This is a genomic window from Armatimonadota bacterium (assembly GCA_031081585.1).
Classification (GTDB): Bacteria; Sysuimicrobiota; Sysuimicrobiia; order Sysuimicrobiales; family Humicultoraceae; genus Geohabitans; species Geohabitans tengchongensis.
In genome coordinates, this window is record JAVHLY010000019.1 from 42,801 (window position 1) to 58,164 (window position 15,364).

A 15,364-nucleotide genomic window follows, 5' to 3' on the forward strand; every position below is an offset into this window, starting at 1 on the left:
CTCAAGCGCACTGGGGGACGTCCGGACGGCTGCCGTGTCCGGCCCGGTGTTTATAGCAGGGGGTCATGCCCCTGTCAACGCCCCGGCGCGGCTCAGGCCACCCCGACGGAGCGGCGGCCCATCAGCTGGTCGAACTCCTGCAGGTTGCTGGCCCGCGCCCGGGCCTCCTCCAGGGAGACCAGGCGGCGCTCGACCAGCTGCCGCAGCGCCTGGTTGAGGCTCTGCATCCCCTCCCGCGCCCCCGACTGGATGGCGGACGGCAGCTGGAAGGTCTTCCCCTCCCGGATCAGGTTGCGGACCGCCGGGGTCATGACGAGCACCTCGCAGGCGGCCACCCGCCCCCGGCCGTCCAGCCGCGGCAGGAGCGTCTGGGAGACCACCCCCTCCAGCGAGAGGGAGAGCTGCATGCGCACCTGGGTCTGCTGGTGGGGCGGGAAGACGTCCACGATGCGCTCCACCGCCTGGCTGGCGCTCTGGGTGTGCAGGGTGGCGAAGACCAGGTGCCCCGTCTCGGCGGCGGTGATGGCGGTGGCGATGGTCTCCAGGTCGCGCATCTCGCCGATGAGGATGACGTCGGGGTCCTGGCGCAGCACCCGGCGCAGGGCGTGGCCGAAGGAGTGGGTGTCGGAGCCCACCTCCCGCTGGTTGATCACGCTCTTCACGTCGTGGTGGAGGTACTCGATGGGGTCCTCGATGGTGACGATGTGGGCCGTGCGGGTGTGGTTGATGTGGTTGATCAGCGCCGCCAGCGTAGTGGACTTGCCGCTCCCCGTCGGCCCGGTGACCAGCACCAGCCCGCGGGGCAGCTCGGCGAAGCGGCGCAGTACCTCGGGCAGCCCCAGTTCCTCCAGGGTGGGCACCTTCATGGGGATGACCCGGATGGCCGCGCCGGGCGCGCCGCGCTGGATGAAGATGTTCACCCGGAAGCGGGAGAGCCCGGGCACGCTGTAGGCGAAGTCCAGCTCCCGCTCCTCACGGAAGGCGTCCCGCTGCTCGGGGGTGAGCATGCTCTCGATGAGCGCCTGGAGCTCCCCCACCTCGAAGGGCGGGTACTCCTCCGCCGGGACCAGTGCGCCGTTGATGCGCAGCATGGGTCGGGTCTTCACCTTGAGGTGCAGGTCCGAGGCCTGGCGCTCGATGACCAGCCGCAGCAGGGTGTGGATGTCCATGGATCCTCCCACGGAATGACGTCCGGCCGCTGAAGGGCCCTCCCATGAAAAAGGCCAGAGGCGCCGGGGGGGAAGCGCATGCAGCCTCTGGCCTTGCCGTGCCGGTTCACCGTCTCTATGCCCACCCCGGCGGCGCGCTAGACCGGTCGGGGCGGGTGCCGCGCGGCAGGTGCGCGCGGATTGCCGGGCGAAACGGGGGAGTATCGCACCCATCTCCTCCACGGTGAGGTGGACGCTCATGCTCCGTCGGAACCTGGTGGGAAGTCTCCTCCTGGCCCTCCTGGTCGCGGGGAGCCTGATGCTGGGCACGCCGGTGCCCGGCCGCGGCCAGATCCCCAACACCGTGCTGGTCGTCGGCGCCAACATCGACGACGCCGTGAGCCTGGATCCCGCCCAGGCCTTCGAGTTCACGTCGGTGTGGGTCGTGGACCAGATCTACGACACGCTGGTGGACTTCAACCGCGACCTCACCCGGGCCGTGCCCAGCCTGGCCCGCTCCTGGACGGTCAGCGACGGCGGCAAGACCTACACCTTCCGCCTGCGGCCGGGCGTCCGCTTCCACAGCGGCGCCCCCGTGGACGCGCGGGCCGTGGAGTTCTCCATCCGGCGGGCCCACCGACTGAAGATGGCGCCCTCCTTCATCATCACCGACTTCATCGCCCGCCCCGAGGACGTCGTGGCGGTGAGCCCCGACACCGTGCGGGTGACCTTCAACCAGACGATGCCGGACGTCCTCATGGCCTCGGTGCTGAGCAACCCGGTCACGGGGGTGGTCGACCCGGCGCTGGTGCAGCGCAACGCCACCGCCGACGACCCGATGGCCAACAAGTGGCTCACGGAGAACTCCGCCGGCTCCGGCCCCTACCGGCTGCACTCCTGGCGCCGCAACGTGCGGATCGAGCTGGAGGCGGTCTCAGGGCACTGGCGGGGGACGCCGCGGCTGCGGCGCTTCATCTACCTGGGGATGCCCGAGCCCACCGCCCAGCTGTTGGCGCTCCAGCGCGGCGACATCGACGTCGCCACCGACCTGCTGCCGCGGCAGTTCCGCGAGCTGGAGCGCGCCCGGGGCATCGTCGTGCGCAGCACGCCGGCCTTCCAGGTGCGCTACCTGGCCATGAACGCCCAGACCGAGCCCTTCACCCGCGTGCCGGTGCGCACCGCCCTGAAGTGGGCCATCGACTACGACGCCATCCGCGGCATCTTCGAGGGCGCCACCGACATGGGGCAGACCATCGTGCCCACGCGCATGTTCGGCCACCTGGCCGACCGCCCCTACCGGCGCGACCCCGCCCGCGCCCGGGCGCTGCTGCGCGAGGCCGGCCTGGAGGGCGGGTTCCGCACGGAGCTGCTGGTGGGGACGGATCCGCCGCTGCCGGACGTCGCCGCGAAGATCAAGGAGGACCTGGCCGCCGTGAACGTCCAGGCGGAGGTGCGGGTGCTGCGCAGCGCCGACCTCCTGGGGATCTACCGCGGCCAGCGCCACCAGATGGTCATCGCCCGTTGGGGCGCCGACTACCCCGACCCGGACAACCTGGCCAAGGCCTTCGCCGACTTCGACGCCCGCGTCCTGGCCTGGCGCAACCGCTGGGACCACCCGGTGAAGCGGCTGGTGCAGCAGGCCGTGGCCGAGCTCGACCCCGCCAAGCGCAAGGCGCTCTACGAACAGATCCAGAAGGTGGTCCTGGAGGAGGGCCCCTACGTGATCCTGGGCTACCCGCTCAACCAGATGGCCCTGCGCAGCAACGTGAAGAACTTCGAGCCGTCGCCGCTCTTCGCCATGACCGAGCTCTTCGACGCCTACAAGGAGTAGGCGGCCCGCGGGCGGCCGACCCCGCCGCGGCCGCCCGCCCTCCACCTCCTCGGGTCTGTGCGTCGACCGGAGCGCCGCGACCCGTGACCGCCTACCTGGCCCGCCGCCTGGCGCTGGCCACCGTGGCCATCGCCGGCGTCCTCGTCATCACCTTCGTCCTCTCCCACGTCATCCCCGGCGACCCCGTGGCCGCCATCCTGGGGCCGCAGGCGCCCGACGACGTGATCGAGGCGCTCCGCCACCGCTGGGGCTTCGACCGCCCCCTGCACGAGCAGTTCGTGCGCTACGTGGGGCGCCTGGTCCGCGGCGACCTGGGGGAGTCGCTGGCCACCCACCGCCCCGTGCTGGTGGACCTGCGGGAGTTCTTCCCGGCCACCATCGAGCTGGCCACGGCGGCCATCCTGGTGGGCACCACAGCCGGGCTCGCCGTCGGCATCCTCTCCGCGGTCACCCGGGGGAGCTGGCTCGACCATGCGGTGCGCGTGGCCTCGCTGGTCGGGCTCTCCATGCCGGTCTTCTGGCTCGGCATCATCGCCCTGCTGCTCTTCTACTACGCGCTGGGGTGGCTGCCCGGGCCCGGCCAGCTCGACGTCTACCTGGCGCGGCCGCCGCGGGTCACCGGGCTGGTCACGGTGGACGCCCTGCTGGCCGGCGACCTGGCCACCTTCCGCAACGCCATGGGCCACCTCGTCCTGCCCGCGCTGGTGCTGGGCTCCCACGCCCTGGTCGGGATCGCCCGCATCACCCGGGCGAGCATGCTCGAGGTGCTCGGGCAGGAGTACATCAAGACGGCCCACGCCAAGGGGCTGGCCCGCCGCACCGTGATCGTGCGCCACGCCCTGCGCAACGCCCTGCTGCCCATCGTCACCGTGATCGGCGTCTACTACGGCAGCCTCCTGGAGGGGGCGGTCCTCACCGAGACCGTCTTCGCCTGGCCGGGGCTGGGCCGCTACGCCACCAGCGCCATCCTCTCCCAGGACTTCGCCGCCATCATGGGCTTCACCATCCTCATTGCGCTCGTCTTCTCCCTGGCGAACCTGGTCGTCGACCTGACCTACGCGCTGCTCAACCCACGGATCCGCTATGAGTGAGGCCGGGGCGGCCGTCGCGCGGGCGGCCGCGGCGATGAGCACCTCGCGCACCTGGCGGCTGGCCTGGCGCACGCTGCGCAATCCGCTCTCCCTGGCGGGGCTCGGGCTCATCGCCGCCCTCGTCCTCACCGCGCTCCTGGCCCCCGTGCTCGCCCCCTCCGACCCGCTGCGCACCGAGATGACCGCGCGCCTACAGCCCCCGAGCCGCGCCCACCCCTTCGGCACCGACCAGCTCGGCCGCGACGTCCTCAGCCGCGTCCTCCACGGCGCGCGGATCACGCTGCGCATCGCCATCCTCACCGCGGTGGTGGCCACCGCCATCGGGCTGCCCGTGGGCGTGCTCTCCGGCTACTTCCGCGGACGCACCGACGACCTGCTGATGCGACTCACCGACATGTTCATGGCGTTCCCCCGGCTCATCCTGGCCATGGCCATCGCCGCCGCGCTGCGCCCCTCGCTGGAGAACGTCATCCTCGCCATCTCGCTGGCCGGGTGGCCCATCTACGCCCGCCTGGCCCGCTCCATGGCCCTGGCCATCCGCGAGGAGGTCTACATCGAGGCGGCGCGCGCGCTGGGCGCCAGCGCCTGGCGCATCCTCACCCGCCACGTGCTGCCCGGCGTGGTCAGCCCGGTGATCATCCAGGTGAGCCTGGACATGGGCGGGATCATCCTCACCGCCGCCGGGCTGGGCTTCATCGGCTTCGGCGCCCAGCCGCCCACCCCCGAGTGGGGCTTGATGATCTCGGAGGGGCGCAACTACGTCCCCGGACAGTGGTGGCTGGCCACCTTCCCGGGCCTGGCCATCTCGCTGGTCGTGCTGGGCTTCAACCTGCTGGGGGACGGGATCCGCGACGTCCTGGACCCCCGGCTGCGCACCGGGCGCGGGTAGGCGCATGCCCGCCACCTGCACGCGGGTGCGGCCAGGGCAGCCCTGGGGGTCTCGCGGCGGCCGACCTGGGGGTCTTCGTCGGTCCGGTCTACGGCCGTAGCGGCCGCGCTCAGGCCCCCGGCGCCCCTGCGGCGTCCGGGAACCACCGCGCCAGGCGCTCGCGCTCGAAGGCGACCTTCTCCTGGAGGTGCTCCGGGCGGGGTTCCCCCACGCGCACCTGGGGTGGCGCGGTGAAGAAGTTCCCCTCGACCCGCGTGGCCAGCCCTCCCCCCACCTCGATGAAGCAGTAGCCGTACCCGTCGAAGGTCTCCGACGGGGACCGGCCGGCCAGCAGAGCGGCGAGGTTCCGTCCCACGACGGCCCCCTGACGCTCCGCGAAGATGCCCGCCTTGGGGAAGGGCAGCCCCGCGCCCGTCTGCAGCGCCACCACGTCGCCCACCGCGAAGACCCGCTCGTCCGTCGTCGCCAGGGTGGCCGGGTCGACGTGCACCCAGCCGCCCTCGCCGGCGAGACCGCTGGCGGCTACCGTCGGCGCCGGCCGGTGGGGCGGCACCACCGCCACGACGTCGGCGGCCACGCGCTCACCGCCGCTCAGCACCAGCCGCCCGTCCTCCACCGCCTCGACCACCGTACGGGGGCGAAAGCGGATCCCGCGGGCCACCAGTTCCCCCTCCACCGCCTCGCACGCCTGCGGCCCGGCGGAGGGCAGCGAGGAGGGCTGCGGCGAGAGGACCTCCAGCTCCACCCGCTGGCGCCGGCCGGTGCGGCGCAGCAGGTCGTCGATGAGAAAGGCCGCTTCGTAGGGGGCGGGCGGGCACTTGTAGGGGAGGCCGGCGATGGCCACGACGACCCGGCCCTCGCCGAGATCACGCAGCCGCGCGCCCAGCCGTTCCGCGTCGGCGGCGTCGTACAGGTTGAAGAGGTCCGGCCGACCCGCCGCCATCCCGGGCACGAGGTCGGGACGCGGCTGGGCGCCGGAGGCCAGGACGAGGAAGTCGTAGCGCAGGTCCTCCCCGTCGACGCGCACCCGACGCGCGTCCGGATCGATCCCCTCCACCCGCCCCTGCCGGAACGGCACGCCCCTGGCCGCCAGGCGCGTCCGGTCGCGCTCTCCCGCCCCGCGGGTGCTGCGCCCGTCCACCAGCCACAGCTTGCGCAGGCCCATGAGGAAGGTCCGCGAGGCATCCACCACGAGCAGCTCGGCCGCATCGCCCGCGGTTTCGCGCAGGGCGTAGGCGACGCTCAGGCCCCCGAAGCCTCCGCCGATGACGACCACCCGTGCCGGCACCGTCCGTCCCCTCCGTCCCGTGACCGGGCTCTCCGTACCACCCCGGCCGTGTCGATGTCATTCTAAGGGAAAGCTCGTTGCGGGCGGAGGGCGCCCGGAGGGAGGTGGGCGATGGCGCCGTGGCAGATGGTGGAGGTGGTGGGATCCTCGTCGCAGAGCATTCAGGAGGCGGTCCGCGTGGCCGTGCGGGCCGCGGGGGCGCGGACGGCCAAGTGGTTCGAGGTGCGCGAGATCCGGGGCGTGGTGACGGATGGGGAGGTCGGGGAGTTCCAGGTGCGGGTGGCGGTGGGCTACGAGACCCGCTGAGGGCTCCGGCGCCGGAGTGAGCCACGGAGATGGCTGAGGGGGGCCAGCTCCCGTCACGTCCGGCCGGCCGTCGGCCACCCTTGCTGGCCCGTCGGGCGGAAAACACGTCGCGGGAGGCCCAAGCCTCCCGCGACGGTGACTCCCGGCAGCGACCTACTCTCCCACGGCGTTGCCACCGCAGTACCATCGGCCCTGGAGGGCTTAACGACCGTGTTCGGAATGGGAACGGGTGTGGCCCCTCCGGCATCGCCACCGGGAATGCGACCGGTGTCCCTGACATCGGCATAGGGAAGCGGCCCCGCGTCGGGTGTCGCGGCAGGTCCGGCGGGGGCTTAGGCGCACGCGACACCCAACGACGGGACACACCTACCCAAGATCGCGGGGCGGACTCACGCACTCGGCGTTCCGATCACAGCCCCGGCGATCCCGGGACAGCACCTGGCAGGCTCTGTACAGCCGCCCCTAAGACGGGCTCAAGCCCTCGCCCGATTAGTACCGGTAGGCTCAACGCCTCTCAGCGCTTACACCCCCGGCCTATCAACCTGGTCATCTCCCAGGGGGCTTACCCGGTTGACCCGGTGGGAGACCTCGTCTTGGGGTGGGCTTCGCGCTTAGATGCTTTCAGCGCTTATCCCGTCCGGACATGGCTACCCGGCGCGTGCCCTTGGCAGGACAACCGGTACACCAGAGGTCCGTCCACTCCGGTCCTCTCGTACTAGGAGCAGCTCCCCTCAAGTCTCCTGCGCCCGCGGTGGATAGGGACCGACAGTGTTGTTACTCCTCCTGGAAGGGGAGGGGGCAGGTCATTTCTGCCTGCCTCTTTCAGTCGCCTGAAAGCTCGGACTGTATCTTCACCTCGTGCGAGGTGTCTGGCGTACAGTCTCTGAGGGTTCCAGATGAGCAAGGACCGTCTCCAGCGACAGCCGTCGCCGAGCTCCACCCTGATTCATCGCGAAGGCCACGCGCAGCAACTCGCGGAGTCCTGCGGGGTGACGATGTTGCCCCACCGCCACAGCCCGGACGACAGCCGCGAACCGCTCGAAATCATGACGCTTCGTCGTGTGCAGGCGATACCGCTCGAAGAACGGGATCACCTTCCCGATCAGGTCGGAGCGATGTCTTACCACCAACACCCAGGTTCTGTCTCGCAGGCTCTTCCCGTGGTTCCGCTTGATGTGCCCGCAGCCCAACACGCTCTGGATCAACTCCAGCACGTGCTGATTACCGTCGTTCTGGGAAACCCGGAACTCGGGCACGATCTGCCATCGCCACCGGGTGGTGGGATGACGTTGCACCGCCACGTGGAACGAACCTTCCCCGTCGACAAAACCTGCGATGTAGTGGCTGATCCCCTCATCTGGCCTTCCCTGCTGGTTACCTGCACCCATCGCATTGTCACCCATCCCTACCTATCGGCACATCCTCAACGGGTTTGCAGGATGGGTAGCGTGGGATCCCCCAGGCTTTCCAGCATATAGCCAGATTTATAGACAGCAACGGTCCAGGTTACTGTCTCACGACGTTCTGAACCCAGCTCACGTACCTCTTTAATGGGCGAACAGCCCAACCCTTGGGACCTACTACAGCCCCAGGATGAGATGAGCCGACATCGAGGTGCCAAACAGGGCCGTCGATGTGGACTCTTGGGCCCTATTAGCCTGTTATCCCCGGGGTAGCTTTTATCCGTTAAGCCACGGCGCTTCCACTTGCCGCCGTAGGATCACTAGGCCCGGCTTTCGCCCCTGCTCGGCTTGTAGGCCTCGCAGTCAAGCCCCCTTATGCCCTTGCACTCGCCGCACGGTTTCCAACCGTGCTGAGGGGACCTTTGGGCGCCTCCGTTACCGTTTAGGAGGCGACCGCCCCAGTCAAACTGCCCACCTGCCACTGTCCCCAGACCCGCTGAGGGCCCAGGTTAGGACGTAACCTTGCCGAGGGTGGTATTCCAAGGGTGGCTCCACCGAGGCTGGCGCCCCGGCTTCTCCGCCTCCCACCTATCCTCTACACGGTAAGACCACATCCAATGACAAGCTGCAGTAAAGCTCCACGGGGTCTTTCCGTCCAGCCGCGGGTGGCCCGTGTCTTCACGGGCTTCACAACTTCGCCGAGTCCCTCGTCGAGACAGCGCTCAGCTCGTTACGCCATTCGTGCAGGTCGGAACTTCACGCGATTCCCTGTTACCAGGGGCGTAGACTATACCTTTATCTCGATCCTGGGATACCTTTTCTTGCCAGTCTGGTTGATCTGTCCGGCCAGCCTGACGATGCGCTGAAATCCAACCACCGTCAGGTGCTCGCGACGGTACATCCTCTCGCACACTTCAGCGAAGACCGCGAAGTCTCTCCGCTTGCCTGAAAGCAGCGGGTATCGCCGGAAGTGCGGGATGACACGCGCCACCAAGTCCGCGACACTCCGCACCTCATACTTGAGCGTTCGATCCGATCGGTCGGGCCGAATCGACCCACCCGAATGTCCGGAGGAACACCTCAAGGATCTCGGCGCGGTCCCGGTTCTGGCTGACAGAGAAACTCGGCCGGATATCCCAGCCGAAGACATGGCGCGTGCTGCGATTGAACGTGATGCAGAAGCACCCTTCTCCGTCAGCATAGCCGGACAGGTAGGCGTGCAGATCCACCAGCTGGCTCCAGGCGAGATACCGGCGTCTTGTGGCGCCTGCAGATTTGGCCGTCCGGCCAGAGACGCCACCCCGGGGGTCCTCTTCCCCGAAGTCGTTACGGGGCTAGCGGCCGAGGCCGCAGCTTCCCTCGGTATTCCCCTCGGCAGGACTTGCAGATTTTGCAACCCCCCCCGAGGGCTCCACCGATATGAGCCGGTGTGGCATGCGAGATCTCTCTCGCATGGGGCAAGTGGCGACTTACCCGACAAGGAATTTCGCTACCTTAGGACGGTTATAGTTACCGCCGCCGTTCACCGGGGCTTTGGTTCAGGGCTTCGCCCGGGCGAACCCGGACTAACCCGTCCCCTTAACCTTCCGGCACTGGGCAGGCGTCAGCCCCTATACGTCGCCTTACGGCTTCGCAGAGACCTGTGTTTTTGTTAAACAGTCGGCTGAGCCTATTCTCTGCGACCTCCTCGGGCTCGGTGCGTGACGCACCTCACCCTACCGAGGCACCCCTTGTCCCGAAGTTACGGGGTCATTTTGCCGAGTTCCTTGACGAGGGTTCTCTCGCGCGCCTTGGCACGTTGAGTGCCTGGCCACCTGTGTCGGTTTGCGGTACGGGCGCCCGCCAGCCTGGCCACGAGGCTTTTCTTGGCAGTGTGGGCTGAGCCACTTCGCCGGGCATGCAACCCAGCTCGCGCTCGCGTCTCGGCGTTGGATGAGGCCCCGGATTTGCCTGGGGCCTCCGCCTACCCGCTTGGCCCGGGACGACCAGCCCCCGGTAGGCCTACCCTCCTGCGTCCCCCCTTGGCTCATGACGGCTGACGAGCGGGGCCGGAATGTCGACCGGCTGTCCATCGGCTACGCCTGTCGGCCTCGCCTTAGGTCCCGCCTAACCTTACGCGGACGAACCTTCCGTAAGAACCCTTGGCCTTACGGCGGGCAGGATTCTCACCTGCCTTTTCGCTACTCATGCCGGCATTCGCACTTCCGGGTCGTCCAGCGGTCCTCCCGGTCCGCCTTCAACCTACACCGGAACGCTCCCCTACCGCCCCGCGTCCCAGCGGACGCGAGACCCGCAGCTTCGGTACGTGGCTTGAGCCCCGTTGAATCTTCGGCGCAGCATCGCTCGACCAGTGAGCTATTACGCACTCTTTCAAGGATGGCTGCTTCTAAGCCAACCTCCTGGCTGTCTGAGCGAGGCCACTTCCTTTCCCACTTAGCCACGATTTGGGGACCTTAGCTGGCGGTCTGGGTTGTTCCCCTCTCGACGATGGAGCTTATCCCCCACCGTCTCACTCCCGACGAACGCCGTCCGGGCATTCGGAGTTTGGTTGGGTTCGGTACGGGTCCTCCCGCCCTAGCCCATCCAGTGCTCTACCACCCGGAGGCTTGGCACCGGGGCTGCACCTCAATGCATTTCGGGGAGAACCAGCTATCTCCGGGTTCGATTGGCATTTCACCCCTACCCACAGCTCATCCCCTGGTTTTTCAACACCAGTGGGTTCGGGCCTCCACGCGGGGCTAACCGCGCTTCACCCTGGCCATGGGTAGCTCACCCGGTTTCGGGTCTGCACCGTGCGACTGCACGGCCGAAGCCGTGCCTCCCCTCCGGGAGCGGCGCCCTGTTCAGACTCGGTTTCCCTCCGCCTCCGCGATTCGCTCGCTTAAGCTCGCCACACGGTGCAACTCGCCGGCTCATTCTTCAATAGGCACGCCGTCAGGCATTCCGATCCCTGAAGGGATCGGCATAGCCCTCCGACTGTCTGTAGGCACACGGTTTCAGGTTCTATTTCACTCCCCTCCCGGGGTTCTTTTCACCGTTCCCTCACGGTACTCGTGCGCTATCGGTCGCCAGGGGTATTTAGCCTTGGAGGGTGGTCCCCCCAGCTTCCCGCGGGGTTCCACGTGTCCCGCGGTACTCAGGAACGTCACCCAGGAAGTCCCCGCCCTTTCGCCTACCGGGCTCCTCACCGTCTACGGCCTGCCGTTCCAGGACAGTTCGGCTAGAGCGGGGATTGGTCACTTCCCGGCCGGTTCGCAGCCCGGCCCGGTGACGCCCTCCAACCCCCGCGGCGCAACGCCTGCGAGCTCTCACGCGCCGCGGGTTTGGGCTGTTCCCGTTTCGCTCGCCACTACTCCGGGAATCTCGGTTGATTTCTCTTCCTCCGGGTACTGAGATGTTTCAGTTCCCCGACTGGCCCTCCCGCACCTATGGATTCAGCGCGGGATCCGGCGGTATGACCCGCCGGGGGTTGCCCCATTCGGAGACGACCGGATCGAAGGTTGCTAGGCACCTCCCCGGTCCTTTCGCCGCCGGCAGCGTCCTTCATCGGCCCCTGGCGCCAGGGCATCCACCGTGCGCCCTTAGTAGCTTGAACACCCGCCTTAGGAGCAGCTGTACAGAGCCTGTAACATCGGTCGCGCCGGTACACCTCGCCCGGCGCGGCAGGTCTGGCCTGCTGCTACAGGTGTCTTCCCTATGCAGTTGTCAAGGTACGCCATCCAGACCCGCGAGGTCCAGGGCCCTGCCCCGCGACCCTGCCGCCGTGGCAGGAGCGCCAGGTCCGGACCCGGGCTCGTCGCCCGGTTGAGCCGGCCGCCGGGGCCGACCCGCAGTACAGGCACAAAAAGAGGGGATGACCTCATCCCCTCGGACGGTCATCCGATGCACCGTATGCGGTTTTAGCCGCTCTGGTACACCCAACCCCTCCTTCGTACTGCACCGCCCATTATAGCCCCGGCAAGGGGGATGTCAACGGCCCGGTCACCTCAGGCCGGCTCGGTCGCCTCAGGCCGCAGCGCCTCAACAGCGGCAGGGCCACCACGGGGGCCAGCACGTCGCCCAGGCCGGGAGGGACCCGCCATCTCCGACGGCGGCGGGGCGGGGGACTACAGGCCCTGGCGGAGGATCGACCGGTCGAGCCGGCCCCGCAGCGCCAGGGTCATCTCCCGGAAGCGCTGGCGCAGGAGCGAGCCTTCGGCGCAGAGGTCGGCGAGGCGCGCCACGAACGTGGTGAGGTCGTGCAGGAGCCAGGCGCGCTCCTCGCGCCCTGCATCGTGCGGCATGGTGGACAGGCGGGAGAGCACCCGGGGGACCGTGGTCACCACCCCGTCGATGAGCCGACGACGGATCGGATCGAGCTGCTCGGCCGGGGCCCCGCCCTCCTCCAGTGCCAGCAGCTCGTCCAGGATCAGGCCGCCCCCGCCGCGCGCCAGCTCCTCAGCCAGCGCAGCGTACCGGTCGGCCGGGATCCGCCCACTGCGTACCAGTGGGGAGGCGGCGGCGTCGCCCTGGCGCTCGCCGGCCAGCCCCTGGAGGACGTCCTGAAAGACCTCCACCAGGTCCCGGAGGCGCTCGCACGCTTCGGGGAACGGGAGTGCCGGGAGACGGTGGACCGGGGTGGCCGCTCTCCCCGCCTCCGGTGCGGAGGCGATGTCGGATCCCCTCGCTGCAGCGCCTCCCTCCCCGTCCGGCGCGTGGGCCGGCAGATCCGGGTCGGCGGAGCTCTCCGCGGTCGCTGCGCGCGCAGGCAGGTCACGGGGCGGACGGGCCGGCACGTCGCGGGTCCGCCGGGGCGGCGAGGTCGCCGGGGCCGAGGGCCGGGCCTCAGAACGGACAGAGGCAGTGAGGTGCTCCACCGCCCGCACGAAGGCCTGGACCTCCCGCTGCAGCGCCTCGCGTTCGATCGCAGTGGCCAGCCCCGTCGCTTCCCGCACCGTGAGGCTGCTGAGCAGTGCCGCGGCGTTGAACCGCGCCACCCGACCGGCATGGGCTTGCAGGCGCTCCAGGGCCTCCCGCGTGGGACGGTCGTGGCGCAGCGCAGCCGCCGTTCCCGCCTCGACCAGCGCCTGCGCCAGGGCGGTCCCGCCCCGGGACGCCAGCTCCCGAACCAGGTCCGCGGGCCTGGCTCCGCCCAGGTCCTCCTCTTCCAGCCACGCCGTCGCCGCAGAGAGTGGCCGCTGCAGCTCGAGGGCCGTCAGGAGGGCGCCGTACGCCGTCACCAAGTGGTACAGGCTGTCGAGGCGGACCAGGACCTCGTCGGGGGCAGGTGAACGCTGGGTCCTCACGGGGTCCCGTCTGCCCGGCCACGCATCCACCGCAGGACGCCCTCGGCTTCCCGGGCGTAGACGCTCCCGGGTGCCAGGCTGAGGACACGCTCGAGCGCCTGGCGCGCCTCGGCGGGCCGTCCCGCCCGGAAGGCGGCACGGCCCAACCACAGCCAGGCGCGCGGGGAGTGCGGCTGGACCTGGGTGGCCTGGCGGAAGCGCGCCAGGGCGGGACCGTACCACCCGGCCCGGTACAGGCTCAGTCCCTGCCGCATGAGCTGGTCGAATCGGCCGGTCGGGGACGACGAGGCGGGTGCGGCCGTGGCCCTGGACGCCGGAGCACCCTCCCGGGAACGCTCCGCCGCCGGTGAGGGCGCAGGTCTCGCGCGTGGAGCGGTGTCGGACGATCCGGTTTCAGGTGTACGGGCGCTCGCCCCTGCGCTCCCGGGCGGTCTGGCGGCCGGACGGGGCGATGGGGATGGACGGACCCCGGGCAGGCGCACCGCGATCACCTGCACCGCCTCGCCCGTGAGCCGGATCGTCCGGTGCCACACCGCGTCGCCCATCCGCACCGTGAGGCTGACCGGGCGCCCCACAGGTCGCTGGATGGCCAGCGGGGTGCGCCCCTGGCGCACGCCGGCGACGAAGACCTCCGCGCCCGGAGGGTCGGACCGGACCACGAGCGTGACGAGGGGCCCCGGGGCCGGCTGGACCTGCAGGGTCCTCGGGGATGCCGCACGCGGGGTAAGGGCGGGGCGCGGGGAGGATCGTGGGCGGGGCTGCGGCTGCGCCCGGGGGGTGGGTCGGCTCCCCGGGACTCCGCCCGGCGCCGACGCGCGCGGGCTCACCGCGGGCGATGGCGTGGTCACCGCCGTCGCGGCCACCTCGGACGGCGGGGCAGGACGGGCCGTCACAGGAGCGGTGGCCAGCGGCTGCGGGGGGGGAGCCAGGGACGCAGGGGGTGTCGGAGCGGACACCTCGCTGTGGGTCGTGGGCGACGGCGCGCGAAACCACCCCAGCAGGTACGGCGCGAGCAGCAGGCCCGCGGCAAGCCCGGCCAGGCACCCGCCGACCACGGCCACCGCGGTCACCGGGACCCGCTTCCTGCGAGCGGGACCCGGACGGCCACCCTCAGGCTGCGGCTGGCCGGTCCGTCGCGCCGCAGCACGGCGCCCCGCGCCGTCCACCGCGACGGTCGATGCGTCCGGGCCCTGCCCGGGCGTGGCCTGCAGGGCCGTGGCCTGATCGGCCGCGGGCCGGAGCGCAGCGCCCTCCGGAGCCCGGCCGCTTCGCCCCTGGTCCCGGGAGAGTCCGTCCGGTGCCCCATCCCCGTCGTCGGCAGCGCCGGATGGTGCCGCCAGAGGTTCCCCTGGGACCGCCCCGATGGCCGAGGCGCCGGTAAGGACCACCTTGGCGGCACCACTCCCGCGCACCGGCCGGGGATCGGCCGCAGCCAGGCTGGCGGTGAGCGTCAGGAAGTCCTTCAGGTAGAGGGTTTCGGGGCGATCCGCGTCGTCGGGACGGTGGAGGGCCAGGGCGGCATCGAGCAGGACGACCCCGTCCTCCAGGTCCGCCCCCGCATCCCCTCCCGCTTCCGCCCCGAACAGCCGCCGGACGGAGCGCGCGCGCACCAGGAGCGCCTGCCAGCGCAGGGCGGCAATGGCGGCCCGCCGGACGTCGTCGACGGGGGACGACCGCGGCGCTTGCCCCTCTGCCGCATCCGGCGGTTCGCCGGACTCCAGCAGGGCGCTCAGGTCCCGGTAGAGGGAGAGGGCTTCGGCCGCCCGCGGCTCGTGATCCGCTCCGAGCGCCCAGGCGCGGTCGAGGAGGTCGGTGAGAGCGGTTGCCTGTCCGGTCGATGCGCTCACCATGGGTTGGAGCCGGCACCCCGGCTCGAAGACAACGACGGATGAGACCAGTCACCGGGGGATGTGCCCAGAGCGGCACGGGGCTAGGCCGGGAGCGGGAGCCGGGTGTGGGCCGGGAGGACCGGTGGGGCCCTCGACGGTCCGCCCCAGGCTGGCCGGCAGGTCGCCGGGCACGGGGGGCAGGAGGGGGCTGGAATCTGTTGTCCTACGTCAACCCAAGGTCCCGCGACGACACACTGCACATTGCGGCCTCGGGGCTGAAAGTGCAGGTTATGC

At 70.3% G+C, this 15,364-nt stretch carries 8 protein-coding genes and 2 rRNA genes; 4 read left to right on the forward strand and 6 right to left on the reverse strand.

Going from position 1 to position 15,364, the window contains the following annotated elements; translation table 11 throughout:
• Positions 1-92 precede the first annotated feature (92 nt).
• Positions 93-1,169: a type IV pilus twitching motility protein PilT gene (locus RB146_09020; GenBank protein MDQ7829121.1), complete on the reverse strand. Its 1,077-nt coding sequence runs from the start codon at positions 1,167-1,169 to the stop codon at positions 93-95.
• A gap of 238 nt (positions 1,170-1,407) precedes the next feature.
• On the opposite strand from RB146_09020, the gene RB146_09025 reads away from it, so the two are divergent.
• The 3 genes from RB146_09025 (at position 1,408) to RB146_09035 (ending at position 4,959) form a co-directional block, all read left to right on the forward strand.
• Entirely contained in the window at positions 1,408-2,979 is a 1,572-nt protein-coding gene (locus RB146_09025) for an ABC transporter substrate-binding protein (GenBank protein ID MDQ7829122.1), read from the forward strand.
• Between the two features lie 83 nt (positions 2,980-3,062).
• Positions 3,063-4,070 carry an ABC transporter permease gene (locus tag RB146_09030; protein ID MDQ7829123.1) on the forward strand — a complete coding sequence of 336 codons (1,008 nt, stop codon included), beginning with the start codon at positions 3,063-3,065 and terminating at the stop codon, positions 4,068-4,070.
• Positions 4,063-4,959: an ABC transporter permease gene (locus tag RB146_09035; GenBank protein ID MDQ7829124.1), complete on the forward strand. Its 897-nt coding sequence runs from the start codon at positions 4,063-4,065 to the stop codon at positions 4,957-4,959. The genes RB146_09030 and RB146_09035 overlap by 8 nt, the downstream gene beginning before the upstream one ends.
• A gap of 109 nt (positions 4,960-5,068) precedes the next feature.
• Here the strand turns inward: RB146_09035 and RB146_09040 are convergent, their stop codons facing one another.
• The gene (locus RB146_09040; protein MDQ7829125.1) at positions 5,069-6,247 is read right to left on the reverse strand and encodes an FAD/NAD(P)-binding oxidoreductase; all 1,179 of its coding nucleotides are present in this window, start codon (positions 6,245-6,247) and stop codon (positions 5,069-5,071) included.
• A 111-nt stretch (positions 6,248-6,358) separates the two neighbouring features.
• Here RB146_09040 and RB146_09045 point away from each other — a divergent pair, with 111 nt between their 5' ends.
• Entirely contained in the window at positions 6,359-6,553 is a 195-nt protein-coding gene (locus RB146_09045) for a dodecin family protein (GenBank protein MDQ7829126.1), read from the forward strand.
• Positions 6,554-6,693: 140 nt separating this feature from the next.
• Here RB146_09045 and rrf read toward each other — a convergent pair.
• The 4 genes from rrf to RB146_09065 form a co-directional block, all read right to left on the reverse strand.
• Positions 6,694-6,810: ribosomal RNA gene (gene rrf, locus RB146_09050) — 5S ribosomal RNA — on the reverse strand.
• A gap of 212 nt (positions 6,811-7,022) precedes the next feature.
• Positions 7,023-11,551 (reverse strand): 23S ribosomal RNA (locus tag RB146_09055).
• Positions 11,552-12,062: 511 nt separating this feature from the next.
• Positions 12,063-13,241, reverse strand: coding sequence for a hypothetical protein (locus tag RB146_09060; protein ID MDQ7829127.1), 1,179 nt, complete (start codon positions 13,239-13,241; stop codon positions 12,063-12,065).
• Positions 13,238-15,088, reverse strand: coding sequence for a tetratricopeptide repeat protein (locus RB146_09065; GenBank protein ID MDQ7829128.1), 1,851 nt, complete (start codon positions 15,086-15,088; stop codon positions 13,238-13,240). The genes RB146_09060 and RB146_09065 overlap by 4 nt, the downstream gene beginning before the upstream one ends.
• Between the last annotated feature and the right edge of the window lie 276 nt (positions 15,089-15,364).

Coding starts and splice junctions, on each gene's coding strand:
- RB146_09020 (MDQ7829121.1), bottom strand. CDS start 1,169: ATGGACATCCACACCCTGCTGCGGCTGGTCATCGAGCGCCAGGCCTCG.
- RB146_09025 (MDQ7829122.1), top strand. CDS start 1,408: ATGCTCCGTCGGAACCTGGTGGGAAGTCTCCTCCTGGCCCTCCTGGTC.
- RB146_09035 (MDQ7829124.1), top strand. CDS start 4,063: ATGAGTGAGGCCGGGGCGGCCGTCGCGCGGGCGGCCGCGGCGATGAGC.
- RB146_09045 (MDQ7829126.1), top strand. CDS start 6,359: ATGGCGCCGTGGCAGATGGTGGAGGTGGTGGGATCCTCGTCGCAGAGC.